Genomic DNA, 15,786 nt, shown 5'->3' with positions numbered 1-15,786 from the left:
GGTCAACGTGAAAAATATCTTTTTATCATATAATCATATACATCTTTAAAGCCCATATAGGATAACACGATCAGCAGCGGATACACCGGGTAGATATACCGAGACTTAATCTCCCATAGTAGATAGAATCCGATAAAGCCTAGCACCACAAGAATCAAAGAGGACTCCCCATATCTTTTCGCTCTTATTCCACCGATTAAACGAATGAGTATACAAACATACATCAGGAAATTCAGAACATATAGTAACCACAGCAGCCCGCTTCTGTAACTTGAGTCCGCCTTAAACAAATCTGTTGCAGCGTTAGTGTAGCTATAACGGTCCATGACAAAGCCCATTCTTCCGCCGTTACTGGATGATCCGTCATTTCCCAGACCATATCGTTCCATCTGGTATGTGCCTTCTGTCCAGGTCCAAACGATCTTTTTATAATACATTTTCACTAAGTCGCTTAGGCTCGCCTCTGAGAGTTTATTACTGATTTCCTCTTTAAATAGCTCCGTACTTTCTGCCTTATTATAATTTGCCTCCTGCTGATAGATCGTATAGCTCTGCCAGTTATCCCAGAACCCAAACGTCTCCAGATTGATCCCCATATTTAGCCACATATAGACAGGTGCGGAATTTGTAGTAATCGGTTCATCTACAACACTCGTCGCCTGCAACACAGCATTTTGCGTCCAGCTCGGAGTATTGAACAATAAAATCGTGATAAACAAAGCGCTTAGAGCTTTTTTCACCCCGATCGCACGCATGTTGAACAAAAGACTGACCACCACAGCAATCAGAACAATAACACCGATGCTTCGGAAATAGTTGCCGACTGCCAGAAGGATGGCTGCGAAGAGGATATCCTTTATGGACTTTCTTTTTATAAATCTCACAGCGAAATATAAAGCACTTGTTAGAAAGGCTGTAGCAATCACATCGTTATAGATTAAATTACTCATAAACAAAGAAGGGATATAGGTTGCAGCAAACACGAGAATACCATAGTCACGATCCTTCGACTTCTCATTGAGCTCTTTATACAGCAGGTAAATCATTAACGAGGTTAAGAGTGTAAATAGAATATTGAATATTTTGATCACCAAATAATTATCCGGAAATAACTGTAGTAACGTTTTTAAATACACAACAATCGAGAAATTAAACGGGAACATATGCAAGTAACCCGTCGTGTCAAAAGATGAATAATCATTCCTGTACAGCATTTCGAGTGCCAGTGAAAGCACCGTCTGCGAATCATCCGTCGGCAAGCGAGGAAACAGAAAAATGATCACGATCTGAATGGCAAAAGAACACAGCAATGTGGCTGGAATGACGATTTTCCAACTGTACGGATTAAGCTTCAGGCATATTTTATACAAAATAACGCTTAACGCCAGCACCACCACAATCCCTAGAATAAAAAGGCCCAGCTGTTGCTTCTCCAAAACTGGCGTGTCCCCATATACGAAATAATTATATTTCGCTCGGATAAAAAAGGAGGAAGCGATAAACAGTCCAATGAAGAATGCAAAGATGAGATATAATGATTTTTGAATTGCCCTTACCATGGAAACCCTCCTTTTCACAGTCGAAGTCCTATACAAGAACATCCTCTGATTCATAAAAGCATTATAAATACCCAAACTGAATATTCAATGAAAATTGGGTATGCCGGGACCCCGCAGTGAACAAACGCAAATAGACCGCCCTCCATGCAAAGGGTTGCGGTCAGTATTGTTAAATATTCATTGCGGAAAAGATCATTTAAACCCTACGAATTCCAAATCCTTTAAGAATTGATTACTTCCTATTAAACTCTTTACCCTCTTCGTTACATTAGGTCCTTTAGGTGTACTACCTCGTCTATTCAGCAAGATCCATCTAAGACAAGCCCATGCTTCAAAGACCTCAAGCTCTTCCTGCTCCATGTCATTCTCCAATAGATAAGCAGAACGAAACACACGGGCATAACGCTCAGATAGGTGGATTTTCAGCAGAATAAATGACCATGCAAAATCATATCTTGGGTCTCCCAACTGGCCGTTCGTCCAGTCAATGACGGTAAACTGCTCTTGTTCCTCAACTATATTTCCTAAGTGAAAATCTCCATGAATGATACGGTCCTGTTTCATTGGCGTTTGCTTTACTAGAGAAATCAGTGCTTGTTTAAGATCTGCGTGCTCACTCACTTCAGGAAAAAAGTAATCGACGAAGTCGTACTTAGGTAGTTGTATATGTTCAAGCTCAGCAATATCTATTTGATGAATTCTGGCTAAAATGCTTGCGAGCTTCTTCATTATCTTATCATTCACTTTAAGAATTGGCGTTCCGTCAAAGCTTGTTAACAACACCTTATCCCCATCGGGATTAATCCCCCAGCCCACTGGCTTAGAGACGGCTACTCCTCGTTCGGACAGGACCTCCAATAATCGATATTGAAACTGAACATCTGGTTTGGAGATCTTACTCCATGTTTTCAAAACAAAGCTTTCCTGGCCTGAACTGATCTTTAGAACCTCAGCTTCAAAGCCATCCTCCATCGGATAGGTGGTTAAAGTGGCTTCTTGAATGAGTAAGTCGTGCATGATGATTTCTTGGTGTTCTAACCAGTTTACGTTAGTTATTGGGGTTCTCAAAAGTGTCCCTCCTTTCGCTCGGTTGTTCGCAGATATTAATTTTCTGGAATGCCCGCTACGATCTCAAGCAAATTGCCTTCTGGGTCAGCCACAACAGCTTCACGCAACCCGTAAGGCTGCGAAATCGGTTCTTTTATAGGCGTTGCACCGGCAGTCACCAGACGATCAAATTCCTTGTCGACCTCCTCAGGCGAGGGAACGCCAAATGAGACCTCCAGTGTCCCATTCAACCCATTAGGATAACCTAGCCCTGAGATACTAAGCGCATCCCGTTGGCATAAATTAAAGAACACACCACTCTTAAGCTGAACCCCGGTAAATACGCCGCCATCCCATTCCAAAGCCATGTTCATGACATCCCGATAGAATGTAACCATCTTTTCCATGTCTTTTACAATAAAAGTGATCGCACCGATTTCCATAAAACCCTCCTACGATTCAAAATTATTCCTTTTAGATCGTAGACATAGTAACATAGCCGGTAAAATAATGAAATGAACTATACAATAATAAAAAGCTCTGTAGAAACTCTACAGAGCACTCTCAGCTAAATCTAACTGTACTACTTATGTCACTGAATAAAATGCCAATCCGATACTTGAAAAGATAAGCAACAGTATGGTAATAAAAACCGCAGATCCTATATACTTATTCTTTATAGACTTACCCGTAATTGATATTCCTCTTTTTCCGATAAGCGAATATAAAATGAATCCCAATATGGGAGTGGTCGCAATCATTAATAATACCCAAATCCAAGGATTTATCCCTCGATACAAACAATCGTTGTAGAGCCATAAACATGATAGCGTTATAGTCAATAAAGCAAATACAACAACTAATACAACTAATGGAATCATAACTTTCGCCCTCCTTACTTTTCACCCAAAAAAATAATTAAGCAGGTTCAAGTTAACTCCCCTTGCTCCTGCTTAAAAGTACTAACATACTGCTTTCTTCATATTTCTAACTGGTTAATTACTTTGAACGAATATCACAACTATTGTTACCAAGAAAACCTAACCAGTTAGAAATATTTAGTTTAAATTAGAAACAGAAACAGAAGCATAGTGAGAAACAAATGGAGAAGCAGAAACAACCATACTCTTCTCTCGTTTCCAAATTTTCTACGGATTCATCAGTCCAAAGGGATTCTGTGGCGTTTAAAGAATGCATTTACCTTCCACTCCTTTCATTTTGAATTAGCGGAAACAATTGATGGCATAAATGAATTCACATATAACATTCATATTTATTTAGTTACTGTAGAAAAGTAACAATAGTTGTCGCAGTTGTCATATGAATAATTAGTTTCATTCTCTAATCACTTCTAAATCATTATATTTTCCACTGAAAAGAGATATATTTCCTACAAGTACAAACAAAACAGATATAACAATGATAAATACATACATACTTCCATCAATAATTGCATTTCCTTTAGAAATAGCTGAAACAGCAACGGATATAACTACAGAAAATAGAACCAATGACATCGTAAGCGAACATATTATGCTAATTATGGCTTTGATCATATATTGCTTCACAAGAATTTTCTTACCAATGCCTAAAGACCGGATGATTGCATACTCTTTTCTATTGAGATCATTCATTAAGCTAAGTAAATTAACGTTAAATATGACTGCTGCCACGATGAAAAGAAAACAGATATATTTAAAACTAGTTAAGAATGAATCCATTTTAGATAACAGGTAATCTCCAACTACATTCATGTTAGCAATATAGCTATCCTTCACTTCATTAAGGAATCCATCATCAATTGCTCTTACCAAATAAATTGTATCGCTATATTGATTTTCGGAAGCTTTCAACATCCAATTATTATTGATACCAGCAGAATCGTAGGTTCCCTTTACTCTATAATTCACAGTTTTCTCTTCGTTCGTAATTTCTAGGGTATTTCCAATATTGATTTTATAGGCGTCTGCATATGCTTTTGAGATGAGTATTTCTCTTGGATTTCCTTCAAAGACATCTTGCCCCTCGGTAATTTTAAATTTTGAGGTATAGTTCTTTTGGTCAATTTCATTGATACGAACTTGTTTGTTGGAGACCTCATCATTTTCTATCTTTGCATCCATATAGTGCATTATCGTGAATGTCTTTATATCACCGGAGTTAACCAACACCTGATTTAGAGCCTCTTCATCACTTGTCTTCATTAAATAGTTATAGGGTAAGGATTGTTGATACCCCATATCAACAGATTCCTTTAAGGTGTTTGCTAACCCAAAGCCTATTAGAATAAACCAAAGCATCATGGTTAAATTTAAAATCCCTATTACAAAAACGAGCTTATTTTTTTTAATTTCTTTAAATGTATATAAGGTACTACGATGATATTTCCATACTGGAAGTCTTGTAATCAGCTCAATGAGCAGTAATATCCCTATAAAAATAGCGCATAACGTAATTAATAAAATAAAGTTACTCGCCATGGATGTACCACTACCCAATAAAACTGCATATACGGAAAAGACAACTGGGAGAGATAGAATAATCCCAATATTTCTTAGCCTATTCCTTTTAGGGAGACCATGATCTCCTTTGACAATAAGAACAGGATCTAGATTGACCATATACTTTAGTGCAATATTTCTGTACAAAAGGAATACAAAAATATTAAAGACTACAAATTTAAGAATATTTATCATATAAGCGGCTGTGTAATTAACACTAATATTTTCTGCAGCTAAAATCATTTTTGCGAGTGGAATGCTGAAAATAACGGACAAAATTAATGGGGTAAAGATCAAAATATTGATCTCTAATTTCATTGCCTTAATAATGTCCTTCATCTTGATAGGAATTAGCATTAACACAGCAATATCTTTTTGGCTTCTCACAATCAACATCGTAATCCCACTAATCAACACGGCGATTGCTAATAAGTACCCTACAGTACTAATCAAATTCAAAGCCATAATCTGTTTATCTAAGTCTGAGAATAATTCATTTCTTCTATCTTCAATTGTTTTGTATTTATAACCAGACTCCAGGGTTTGCAGTTCTTGTTTCAATAACTCTCCGGATTTACCGGAAATAAATACTAATCCAGCGTCAGAATGATAGGAGGATTCTAAATTGTTAGTCTTGATATAACCAGAAACCTGGGCATCATCCACAACATCAATAGGGAGATATTCTATTCTCGTGATCTTTAAGGCTTTGTCTTGTTCCTTAATTCCTATTAGATGGATTGTATCCCCTACATTTAAATGCTGCTTGTTCGCCAATCCTTCAGAGATTACAACCTCATCCTCGGATAAATTTTCGTAACCGGATAGAAGATAGAGCATCATTTGGTTATTTTCATTTTTAAGATAGACAGGGGCTGAATGAACATAGGAGGTTTGAATTCCTTCCTGTTCATATGCGCTTATAGCTTTATCAAAGCTCTTAGAAGGAAAAGATTGTGTGACTACAAGATCAGCAGGGTTAGATTCCTGCATAGCCTGATTAATGTATTCCTGCTTACTCATTCTTATTTGAGGCAAAATAAGCGAAACCGTCATTGTAATTACAATTGAAAGGGCTATAAAAAACATTGACCATTTATTTTGGTTTAGGTTTTTAAGATTATAGAGTTTAAATAATTCTCTATATTTCATTTAACAACCCCTCATTCATTAAATATTGTCGTTTACCCAGACTTCCAATGGAATGATCATGAGTAACTATCACTAATGCGCTGTTATAAGAAGCAGTTACTTCTAGAAGGAAGTCCATTATGCTCTTGCCGGTGGCAGCGTCTAAAGCTCCTGTTGGTTCATCACATAGAATCATCTTGGGATTATTAATTAAGGCCCTCGCAATGGCGACTCTTTGCATTTCCCCACCAGAAAGTGTCGGTGTCTTATGATTATGTTTGCTTGTTAATCCCACTCTTTCTAGCATTTCCATTGCACGACTCTTTTTCTTTGCATACGATAAATTTTCATGAATAGCAATAATCAAATTTTCTATGGGTGACAAACAAGGGATTAGATTTGAGTTTTGAAATACAAGTCCAATGTAATCTTGCCTGATCTGTTCGATCTCTTTTCTGTTCTTGGTATCAATGGATCTTCCATCCACTAAGATCTGACCCTCTGTTACATCTGTTAACAATGAAATACAATTTAAAAAACTCGTTTTTCCACTTCCCGATTTCCCCATTATGGTGATGAAGTCGCCTTGCTCAATGGTTAAATCAATTCCCTTTAGAACATGCTGCACATTTTTATCAGTGCTAAAATCTTTTTTAACATTTACACACTCAATCATTGTGCCTTCAAGCCTCCTTTAATTTTCAAAGTGAGGTAAAGTCTTTTTAAGAAGGATGCCAACAGGCTAACAACAAAGATCACCGGTATAAACAGAATAAATAGGTTATTTAGATCAACTAAAACATTAGATATATTTCCATGTATTATATTTTGCTGTAAGGATATAAATTTGTTGATTAACAAATCATGATTTTGAATTAAGCCCATGACAGAGTACAGAAGAGACAGAATAATCAAACATGTAGTAAGTACATATACACTACTGTAAATACCATACACATATACAGACTTACTGATTGAATAGTGTTCATCCATTTTTCTTGCTCTCTTTGCATTTATTAATTCTACAGTCATCTCTTTGATTGACTTAAACGCTTTGACCTGAATATTTTGAACATTTAGATAATCCGACAACAGCCAGTATCCATCCATTCTTAAGAATGGTATAAGGTTCATCGCCGACGTCATTAGAATAAGAACAATGCCGATAAGTAAAGAAATATTATGTGATATCATATAACACACGAATATTGGAATTGTAGTGAGTACTTGAAAGTACATCCCACTGACATCATTGATAATTCTTTTGTTTTTATCTAAACGCCAAGTATTTGTCATATCAATAAAGAACACAAAATAGGTTAAATAAATTCCGATACCTATTTTCCCAACGTTAACATCGTACTTATAAGCTGCTGTTGCATGCCCCAGCTCATGAATAAACATGGAGAGATACACTAAAAAAATAACAAGAATAGTGTTCAGGTTATTAAAAATATCCGTTGGATATTTTGAAAGATGCATCACCGAAAATACTCCACAAATACTTACAATGATCAGCAATGGGATAACAACCCAACGACTATAGAGTAGATATTTCAGTATTGAATATAGTCCACGGAACTTCGATGACTCAATGATCGGAAGATGTAACCAAAGGTAGCTTTTTTTTTTCTCACCAGATTTGTTAGAGGAATTTGTCATCATATTTTTAGGAACAAGAAATTTTTTAATAAAATAATCAAATTCCTTATCTGTAATACTAATACCTTTTGCATTGAGATCATTAATAATCTCCTCATTACTGTTCGTTCCATCTAACTTATCAATGATTTCTTTTGCTCTAGGTGATACTTTGATATGGCTGGATTGATCAAACGATAATATATAAAAGCTATTGCCGTCTACATCAAGCTCTTGTCTAGTTTCATATTGCTTTACTTGTAGCAGCCCCTCCATGCTCATCACACCTTTTGTAGAATTTGATGCTTTCTTGTATTCACAAAAGCTTTCATTGTATCTTCAATATCACTGCATACAGGACAATCAATATCCTGGTTTATGTCTATGGCTGCTATAGGACAACCCCCACCACAAATCAGACCGTACTTGCATTCTTTGCATTGTGGAATTCGTAGTATAGTTCGATCTTTCCACATTCCCTCAAGATTTGGATCAAGCTTTACACTTTCGCCGTCATAGGATCCGATTTGATGATGCCCCTTACCGGCTAGCATTAAGCAAGTAGAAATATTTCCATCGGGAGAGAATACTAAATTACCACCAGAAGTAGCCTCACAATAATTTAGCTTCCAAGGTTTCATTTGATTATTTGAATCAAAGAACGATTGTAGGTAATTCACACATGGAGAAACAACCATTTTAATAATTGAATCTTCAGTTCCTAATGTGGGTTCGATTTCTAGAACTCTGGAGTATAACTCACTTTCTTTCATAGAGTTGTTCGAACCGTCACAATACTCTAATACTGGTGCTACATAAGGATACACATAGCCTGATTCCACCCATTTCTTTTCCTTGATAAAATGGACCAAATCGCTTAAAGAATCGATATTATCTTGATTTATGTTTGTTCGTAAATGCGTTTTTATTTTCATTTCAGTCAGTAAATCAATACTTGATTCGATGAGATCAAAGGTTCCTCTTCCACTCACTCCAATTCGTCTGACATCATGAATAGACTTTGAACCATCCAAGGTGATCTGAATGATGACATTATCATACATTTTCAAAAGCTTACTGTAGTATTTTATTGTTGTTCCATTCGTTACAATTCTCACTTCGATGTCCCTTGCTTTTGCAAAATCAAGTGTCTTTTGTACAATTGGCATGTTCTGAGGTAACAAGGGCTCTCCTCCAAACAAGGAAATCGATGTTTTTGGCGTGTCAGTCTCTGTTTGTGCAGTAATGCAAGTATCAATATAATTAAGGATTATAGTTAGTTGTTCTTCAGTCATTACTTTTTTATTACTTAGATTCTCGTCCCCCTCAAAGCAATAGGTACATCTTAAATTGCAACCCATCGTGGGACAAATGGTAAAGCTGCGAACCAGATTTTTCTCAATATACTTTTGGTGTATCTCAGCATACTTTCTTATGAACTCTTGTTCTTTCTCTTTTTGCTCAAACACGTAGCCCCTCTTAATTAAAGTCTGCATCAGCTCATCTTTATCATCAAAATTGGAATATCCCTTCTTCATTTCCTCAATCCGTTCATAAGTATCTGAATCAATAATGTCAAATGCACTAGAGATTGTATTTATTAATAAGATACTCTCATCATCAAGCTGGAAATCCATTACTCTATCCGTGAAATACAATTTTTCCATCCTCCTATTTCACTTTTCATTTTTTATTAGTGGGAACTATTCGTCACATTTCATTCCTTATGCTGAAATCATAAACCAATAATTTCTGTTTTTTTGTTGCTCGTTGTAATCGGCATAATACTCGTTGTAATCTGCATAACAAAAAGGCGATTTCCCATTCAATTATTATGAATGGGAAATCGCCGCCGTTTGTTCTTATGGAATTGGTAAAACTACGATTGAATTAAAATAGCCCTCATCGTATGAAAAGTCTGAGTATCCTTTTAACTTTTTGACTCGTTCATTGATACTGCTGATTCCAATGCCGTACCTATTTTTCCCTTTTTCAGAGATTAATCGTCCATAGGAGAAGTCCACATTCACATGATTCGACGAGTTTACAATGATTATGAATAATTTACCTTCACTAAACTTTATTTTAATTTCAATTTCCTTTTTTATTTCTTCTGTTAATCTAAGTACGGCTTCAACAGCATTATCTAAAAGATTCCCTAAAATGGCCGCTAGATCAATGGTATGTTCTATAAATAAGTCATGAGGAACTTGTAGGTCTAAAGTGCATTCTATATTATACTTCTTGGTTTGTTCTAACTTACTATTAAGAATGGCATCGATGGGTATACATCCGGTTAATAATCTATATGAGAATACATTGGTTTTTAATAACTCCTGTAGCTCCTCTTTTACCTCGTCTGTTTTTTTTCTCTCCAATCCATAGGCTATATTTAATAAAATATTTTTCAGATCATGTTTTAGCTTAGACATTTCCCTTTGATTCTCTAAGCTCTCTTCGTAATATTTATTTTGTGTCTCCATTATGGAGTACTTATGTATAAGAAAATTTTTCCCTTCTAAACTATTGTAGATCAGCATGATGCATACATTAATAATTAACAAGAAAATACAAGGAACGAATTGATTAATATCTTTATATTGGAAAATCCAATATATACTCAATAAGGATAGACAGGGAACAATGCTTAATAACAAACATTCCTTATTACTTAATCCGATCTCATTATCAGATCTAAAATAGAGCAGCAGCTTTGCTGACAACATTACAATTAACAACGATAAAAAGTTTGCACTAAAATATACGACAAGCATAATAAATAACTGGCCTTCAAATTTCTGATCATAATTATATGTAATGATAGACAGAGCTAAATCAGCAAGCGTAGTTATCAGCGTAAAAAAGATAATGTGGTAAATCTTCCGAGCCATTGATCCGTAGAATGAGTACAATATACAGATACTTAAAAGAACAACAAATAAAAGCAACCTGACCATAGCGTTTGTGTCACTAGACAATAATTTTATGATTCCCATAGAAAGAAAGGTTAAAGAATAGAATTTATACTTTGAGATTCTGAGGTTAAGAAATCCATTAAAATAAATTGAAATTGATGTCACCTGAACAAGCGTATAGAGAATAGCTAGAACCGCAATGCTTATAACCTCAACATGTCTCAAAAGCCAATCCTCCTTTTTATGAAATGGTTATAGGCATCTTTAACTATTTTCCTCTGCCCTCTACTAATTGCAAAACTTTCCTTATTGGTAAGAATAATATCAGTCCCTGAAACAATATGTATGTAATTTAAATTTATAATGGTGCCTTGATTTACTTTTATAAAGGATAATGGATCAAGCATTTCTTCAATCTCTTTTATCGTGCCATAGAATGAAAATTCGTCATTAACGGTTACCACATGTATAATCCTACCTTTCTCAGAGGAAATGGATAGAATCGTCTCGCTTTTAATTTGATAGTTAAGATTTTGAGTTTTGAAGAATAAGTACTGGTTATTCCTTCTGACCTCATCAATTGCGTGAAGTAATACTTTACTTATTTGTTCTTCTTGTATAGGTTTTAGTATGTATCGAAAAGGTGAAACTTCAAAGCTTTCCATAGTGTAATTGTCATAGCTGGTAACATAAATGATAATCATATTTTTGTCTATTTTTCTAATTTCCCTAGCGACCTCAATTCCATTTAGAATCCCCATTTCAATATCTAAGAATAATATTTGATACTCTTCGTTTCTAGCATTTAAGGCTTTCAATAATGATTTTCCGGATTCATAAATATCAATATCTAACTCTATGTTTTGATACAAGACCAGACTATCCATAATGATCTTCTCTAATTTGGAGCTATGTAATTGCTCGTCATCACAAATACAAATTCTTATCATTCCCCTAAACTCCCTCTGTTGAAATAAAATAAAGAAATTGAAATTTCAATATATGCCTATAGTTATGTAAATATTACCTTATTAGTATTAATTCAACAAAGTAGGTCTGAAGTCCTTGCAAAATAAAAAAGACGACCAAAGTCGTCTACTAAATACTTATTAAAACCAACGGTAAATCTGAAGCCGTACAGCTTCATCCTTCGGATTTGGGATTACAAAGTCCCTCATGAATAAACACCGTCTGCACTTCGAAACTTACAGGATCCATACAAAACACTTGGACCTCCAGCGCATCCATAAGCTTTTCCAAGTGCCTTCTTTCCCCATTACGAAGTTCTAACATCTCCTTATATTGTAAGGAATCTAAAACGATCAAAACCGCTTTCTTTATGCGATTAGGTGATCCAAAATCATTTGAATAACTCTCCAACAACTTGGGCTTTGACAGCACCTGATAATATGTCGCGATTTCAAGAACACATCTTAAGAGGGTTTCTCGATTTTCTTTAATTTTAAATTCGATCAGAACAATACAATCATCCACCAAAGAAATCAAATCAATCTTGCCTAATCCTTTATCTGCCCTACTATTTTTTAAAGGGACCTGATAGTCGATAATCCTTCCAATATGATCGAATATTGTACCACTTTGACTCAAGTTAAATAATTGGATGGCAACTCGCTCTTCTTTTCGATTAGAGTCCTCTTCCTTATGCCCGGTAGTAACAACCCCGTTATGCGTTGCCACGCGATACCCTTTCTCTCTTACTACTTCATTAATCTCCTTCAGTCGATTTTTTATATCCAGTCTCAGCAATTCTTCAGCAATTACTTCTGTGCAGAATTGGCCATCTGCTGTCTTACCTCTGCGATTAATGATGCTGGATGTATACAATTGATCGATTGTATTAATGAGAACACCCACCTCATTTAGAATGGTCATCTTTGAGAGCATAATTTTCCCTCCTCTTGCGTGTCTGCTTATTTCGAATAATCGATTTTCATAATATCGTTATTGTATGTCATGGAAGGGAAACTCAGTATCTATCAATATAAGATCAAGTTTCTTCTATCCCTTACTGACCACAAAAAAAACACCTCTCAGAATTTTATCGGACAACCCAGAAGAGGTTATCCAATGTCTATTCTTAGAGGTGCATTTTATTACTCGTGCAAAACGAACTGCGCAATATTCTTACTATGATCACCAATTCGCTCCAGATTGGTCAGCAGGTCAAGATAAATGGACCCCGTTCCGACAGAGCACAAATCCTTATGCAAACGCTGAATATGATTCTTACGGTACTCTATTTCCAGATCATCCAGCTTTAATTCAAGTTTAAGCACCTCTTTAGCTATATCCTTGTCATTATGTTCAAGAGCAACTAGTGCTTTATTCACAGCCTGATTCGCAACCTCAATCATTTCCTTAAGCTCAGCGGCCGCTTCGGCTGATAGCTCCAGCTTGTTCGTCATTCTGAATTCGCCTAGTTCCACTATATTCTCAGCGTGGTCGCCGATTCGTTCCAGATCACTTACGGTTTGGAACCAGCCTGTTGCCTTCTCAGATTCTCCCGGCGAAAGACCCTTTTGGTGAATTTTCACGATATAATCGGTGATTTTACGGTTCAGCTCATTTACTAGCTCTTCCTTCTGAAGTGCCAACTCTGCAGATTTAGTATCCTTATTGAAAAAGAACCCTGTTGCATCCTGAAGGGATTCGTATGCATATTGTCCCATCCGTACAATCTCATGCTGAGCTTGTCCAAGAGCCATAGCAGGTGTCGCAAGAAAACGTTCATCCAGATAAATTGCCTTGAACTGAATCTCCTGCATTTGGCCTGGAATAGCCTTTGTTACGATCCAAGCCAGCACTGGAATAAGAGGCAGGAAGATCAATGTATTTGTAACGTTGAATAAACCATGAGCATAAGCAATCTGCATACGGATATTCACACCTTCTCCAAGCCACAGGACAATGTTATACACGACCGGTAACAGGATCGTGAAAAGAATTGCCCCAACAATATTAAAAATAACGTGTACGAGAGCTGTACGTTTAGCAGCCACCGTCGCACCGATCGATGCAAGCACCGCCGTTATTGTTGTTCCGATATTGTCACCGAACAAGATCGGTAAAGCTCCCCGCAAACTAATCATGCCTTCGTCAGCTATTGTCTGTAGAATACCAATCGTTGCACTCGAACTCTGAACAATCATTGTAAATACCGTTCCGACAATCAAGCCTAAGACGGGCTGGTGAGACAGCTCAATCATAAAATCTGTAAATGCAGGCAATTCCCGAAGTGGTTTAAGTCCCCCTCCCATCGTACCAAGGCCAAGGAACAAGGTACCAAAGCCAAAGATAATCTGTCCAATATACTGGTATCGCTTTTTGTGAATGAAGAACAAGAAGAAAGCACCTACTGCAATAATGGGAAGGGCATACTCTTCAATCTTGATCCCTACAATAAACGCTGTCATTGTTGTTCCGATATTGGCGCCCATGACTACACCAATAGCTTGACGCAAAGTCATCAGTCCCACATTTACAAGCCCGATCGCCAAAACCGTTGTCCCCGTAGAAGATTGTATCAATACGGTTACGCTAATACCGACAAGAACACCCAAAATCGGATTGGATGTATACTTCTCAAGCAGGCCTCGCATTTTATCCCCAGCGGATTTCTGAAGCCCGTCCGACATATATTTAATACCAAACAGAAAAATCCCAAGTCCACCAACGAATTTAAATATTAAATCCTGCCAATCCAAGGGAAAGCCTCCTCCACATGTATAAAATAAACAGATTCAACACATAGCATGATCTAAATTCGGGACGTCTAACCCGGTTTACCGTACAAAACTTCAAAATATAGCAAGGGTCAATCGGTGCAACACAGCAAAAAAGCTCAAGCATCCGCAGATAACCGCAGGCTTGAGCTTCTTTTTATAAATAACATAAAATAGATTGTTCTATCCAATACGTAAATACAGTATCAGGGCTTTCTTTTTCGAATTTTTTCATTTTTAAATACATGTCTATTCCATCCGAAACATCATGCCATAAATCGGTAAATACAAAATCATAGTTTCCCTTAGACATATATTTTTGAGCATATTCGAAGGCATCTGCTTTGATAATCTTAATCTTGTGAGCATTTTTGAATTGTGGCAATACATAGTTATTAAACAACTTGATGACATCTTCATTCATTTCAACAACCGTAATGCTTTCAACATTAACTCTTTCAGATACCATATATGCATAGTAGCCAAGCCCCAGTCCAAAAGTAAGGACATTCCCAAACGCTTGATCCACTGCTTCTTTCATCGTTTCTATTTCATTAGGCGTAATCGTCATCCAGATCCTATCGTTTTCTAATACTGCGGGAAAGCTAAATTCCGTTTCAAAAAAGCCGATTTGAGGAATTTGTCTTCCCTCTGCTGTCTGCATGATATCGTTACATACAAACCCTTCAAAAGGTTTATAGGTTTCATATTTCAAATCACTGTTACCAATCTTTATAGTTGGTATCTTGATATTCTTATAATATGGATTGTCATAAAATTCATTTGCATCAAGCTTATGAAGCATATTGTTAAAATATTTGTTGAACAATTCCTTATCCTCAGCATTATCAACCGTGTCCATCCCAAAAGCAGAAGCCAATAGTAGACCAAAAGCGTATTCATAAGTTACGCCACACTTTACGATCTCTCCAATTTCATCTTCGTGAATAAAGTCTGGTGAATGATTTAAATACTGGCTAAGCAAAGCGAATACTTTGTAGTTATCTTCTTTTATTTGATCTGTTATTCCTTTGTTACCTACCATTTCCTCACCTGTCTATTTAAAAATTATATAGTAAAGCACTGTTATCCCGATCTCTTTTCAACCATTCCTCATTTTATCAGTCTTTATTCAATTTATCATGAGGGGAAGCATAGTTTTTTTTCGTTGGTTACAATTTTTCTTAAGGTAGGTAAGAGCGAATGGTTTATCGCTGCAAAAAAAAGCCCAAGCATCCGCAGACTGACT

General features: G+C 36.3%; 13 protein-coding genes. All 13 read right to left on the bottom strand.

Annotation, left to right across the window (positions count from 1 at the left end; genetic code table 11):
- Window positions 1-2 precede the first annotated feature (2 nt).
- Window positions 3-1,559 (bottom strand): glycosyltransferase family 39 protein, encoded by a 1,557-nt coding sequence (locus NSU15_RS03585; RefSeq protein ID WP_339289221.1) that lies wholly within the window; start codon window positions 1,557-1,559, stop codon window positions 3-5.
- A gap of 192 nt (window positions 1,560-1,751) precedes the next feature.
- Entirely contained in the window at window positions 1,752-2,627 is an 876-nt protein-coding gene (locus tag NSU15_RS03580) for an aminoglycoside phosphotransferase family protein (RefSeq protein WP_339289220.1), read from the bottom strand.
- Window positions 2,628-2,662: 35 nt separating this feature from the next.
- Window positions 2,663-3,049: a VOC family protein gene (locus NSU15_RS03575; protein WP_339289219.1), complete on the bottom strand. Its 387-nt coding sequence runs from the start codon at window positions 3,047-3,049 to the stop codon at window positions 2,663-2,665.
- A gap of 144 nt (window positions 3,050-3,193) precedes the next feature.
- Complete coding sequence (locus tag NSU15_RS03570; RefSeq protein WP_042124136.1) at window positions 3,194-3,487, bottom strand: hypothetical protein; 294 nt, start codon at window positions 3,485-3,487, stop codon at window positions 3,194-3,196.
- Window positions 3,488-3,940: 453 nt separating this feature from the next.
- Entirely contained in the window at window positions 3,941-6,259 is a 2,319-nt protein-coding gene (locus NSU15_RS03565) for a hypothetical protein (RefSeq protein ID WP_339289217.1), read from the bottom strand.
- Window positions 6,249-6,914 (bottom strand): ABC transporter ATP-binding protein, encoded by a 666-nt coding sequence (locus NSU15_RS03560; protein ID WP_339289215.1) that lies wholly within the window; start codon window positions 6,912-6,914, stop codon window positions 6,249-6,251. The genes NSU15_RS03565 and NSU15_RS03560 overlap by 11 nt, the downstream gene beginning before the upstream one ends.
- Window positions 6,911-8,155, bottom strand: coding sequence for a hypothetical protein (locus tag NSU15_RS03555; RefSeq protein WP_339289214.1), 1,245 nt, complete (start codon window positions 8,153-8,155; stop codon window positions 6,911-6,913). Before NSU15_RS03555 ends, NSU15_RS03560 begins: the two co-directional genes overlap by 4 nt.
- 5 nt (window positions 8,156-8,160) lie before the next feature.
- Window positions 8,161-9,546, bottom strand: a complete 1,386-nt coding sequence (locus NSU15_RS03550; protein ID WP_339289213.1) for a radical SAM protein — start codon at window positions 9,544-9,546, stop codon at window positions 8,161-8,163.
- 195 nt (window positions 9,547-9,741) lie between these two features.
- Window positions 9,742-11,019, bottom strand: coding sequence for a GHKL domain-containing protein (locus tag NSU15_RS03545; RefSeq protein WP_076120124.1), 1,278 nt, complete (start codon window positions 11,017-11,019; stop codon window positions 9,742-9,744).
- Entirely contained in the window at window positions 11,016-11,744 is a 729-nt protein-coding gene (locus NSU15_RS03540; RefSeq protein ID WP_076120125.1) for a LytTR family DNA-binding domain-containing protein, read from the bottom strand. Before NSU15_RS03540 ends, NSU15_RS03545 begins: the two co-directional genes overlap by 4 nt.
- Window positions 11,745-11,937: 193 nt before the next feature.
- The gene (locus NSU15_RS03535; RefSeq protein ID WP_339289211.1) at window positions 11,938-12,699 is read right to left on the bottom strand and encodes a hypothetical protein; all 762 of its coding nucleotides are present in this window, start codon (window positions 12,697-12,699) and stop codon (window positions 11,938-11,940) included.
- A 209-nt stretch (window positions 12,700-12,908) separates the two neighbouring features.
- A complete protein-coding gene (locus NSU15_RS03530; RefSeq protein WP_339289210.1) occupies window positions 12,909-14,519 on the bottom strand; it encodes a Na/Pi cotransporter family protein in 1,611 nt (536 codons plus the stop codon).
- 175 nt (window positions 14,520-14,694) lie between these two features.
- Window positions 14,695-15,582 carry a hypothetical protein gene (locus tag NSU15_RS03525; protein ID WP_339289209.1) on the bottom strand — a complete coding sequence of 296 codons (888 nt, stop codon included), beginning with the start codon at window positions 15,580-15,582 and terminating at the stop codon, window positions 14,695-14,697.
- Window positions 15,583-15,786: the final 204 nt, after the last annotated feature.

It is taken from the genome of Paenibacillus sp. FSL E2-0201, from assembly GCF_037963325.1.
GTDB lineage: Bacteria > Bacillota > Bacilli > Paenibacillales > Paenibacillaceae > Paenibacillus_AQ.
Note: the sequence above shows the minus strand (reverse complement) of the source record. Positions and strands in the feature narration are given on the sequence as shown.

Bases quoted from the DNA above. Each gene is read 5' to 3' on its own strand.
- NSU15_RS03585 (WP_339289221.1), bottom strand. From the start codon at position 1,559: ATGGTAAGGGCAATTCAAAAATCATTATATCTCATCTTTGCATTCTTC.
- NSU15_RS03575 (WP_339289219.1), bottom strand. From the start codon at position 3,049: ATGGAAATCGGTGCGATCACTTTTATTGTAAAAGACATGGAAAAGATG.
- NSU15_RS03570 (WP_042124136.1), bottom strand. From the start codon at position 3,487: ATGATTCCATTAGTTGTATTAGTTGTTGTATTTGCTTTATTGACTATA.
- NSU15_RS03565 (WP_339289217.1), bottom strand. From the start codon at position 6,259: ATGAAATATAGAGAATTATTTAAACTCTATAATCTTAAAAACCTAAAC.
- NSU15_RS03560 (WP_339289215.1), bottom strand. From the start codon at position 6,914: ATGATTGAGTGTGTAAATGTTAAAAAAGATTTTAGCACTGATAAAAAT.
- NSU15_RS03555 (WP_339289214.1), bottom strand. From the start codon at position 8,155: ATGGAGGGGCTGCTACAAGTAAAGCAATATGAAACTAGACAAGAGCTT.
- NSU15_RS03550 (WP_339289213.1), bottom strand. From the start codon at position 9,546: ATGGAAAAATTGTATTTCACGGATAGAGTAATGGATTTCCAGCTTGAT.
- NSU15_RS03540 (WP_076120125.1), bottom strand. From the start codon at position 11,744: ATGATAAGAATTTGTATTTGTGATGACGAGCAATTACATAGCTCCAAA.
- NSU15_RS03535 (WP_339289211.1), bottom strand. From the start codon at position 12,699: ATGCTCTCAAAGATGACCATTCTAAATGAGGTGGGTGTTCTCATTAAT.
- NSU15_RS03525 (WP_339289209.1), bottom strand. From the start codon at position 15,582: ATGGTAGGTAACAAAGGAATAACAGATCAAATAAAAGAAGATAACTAC.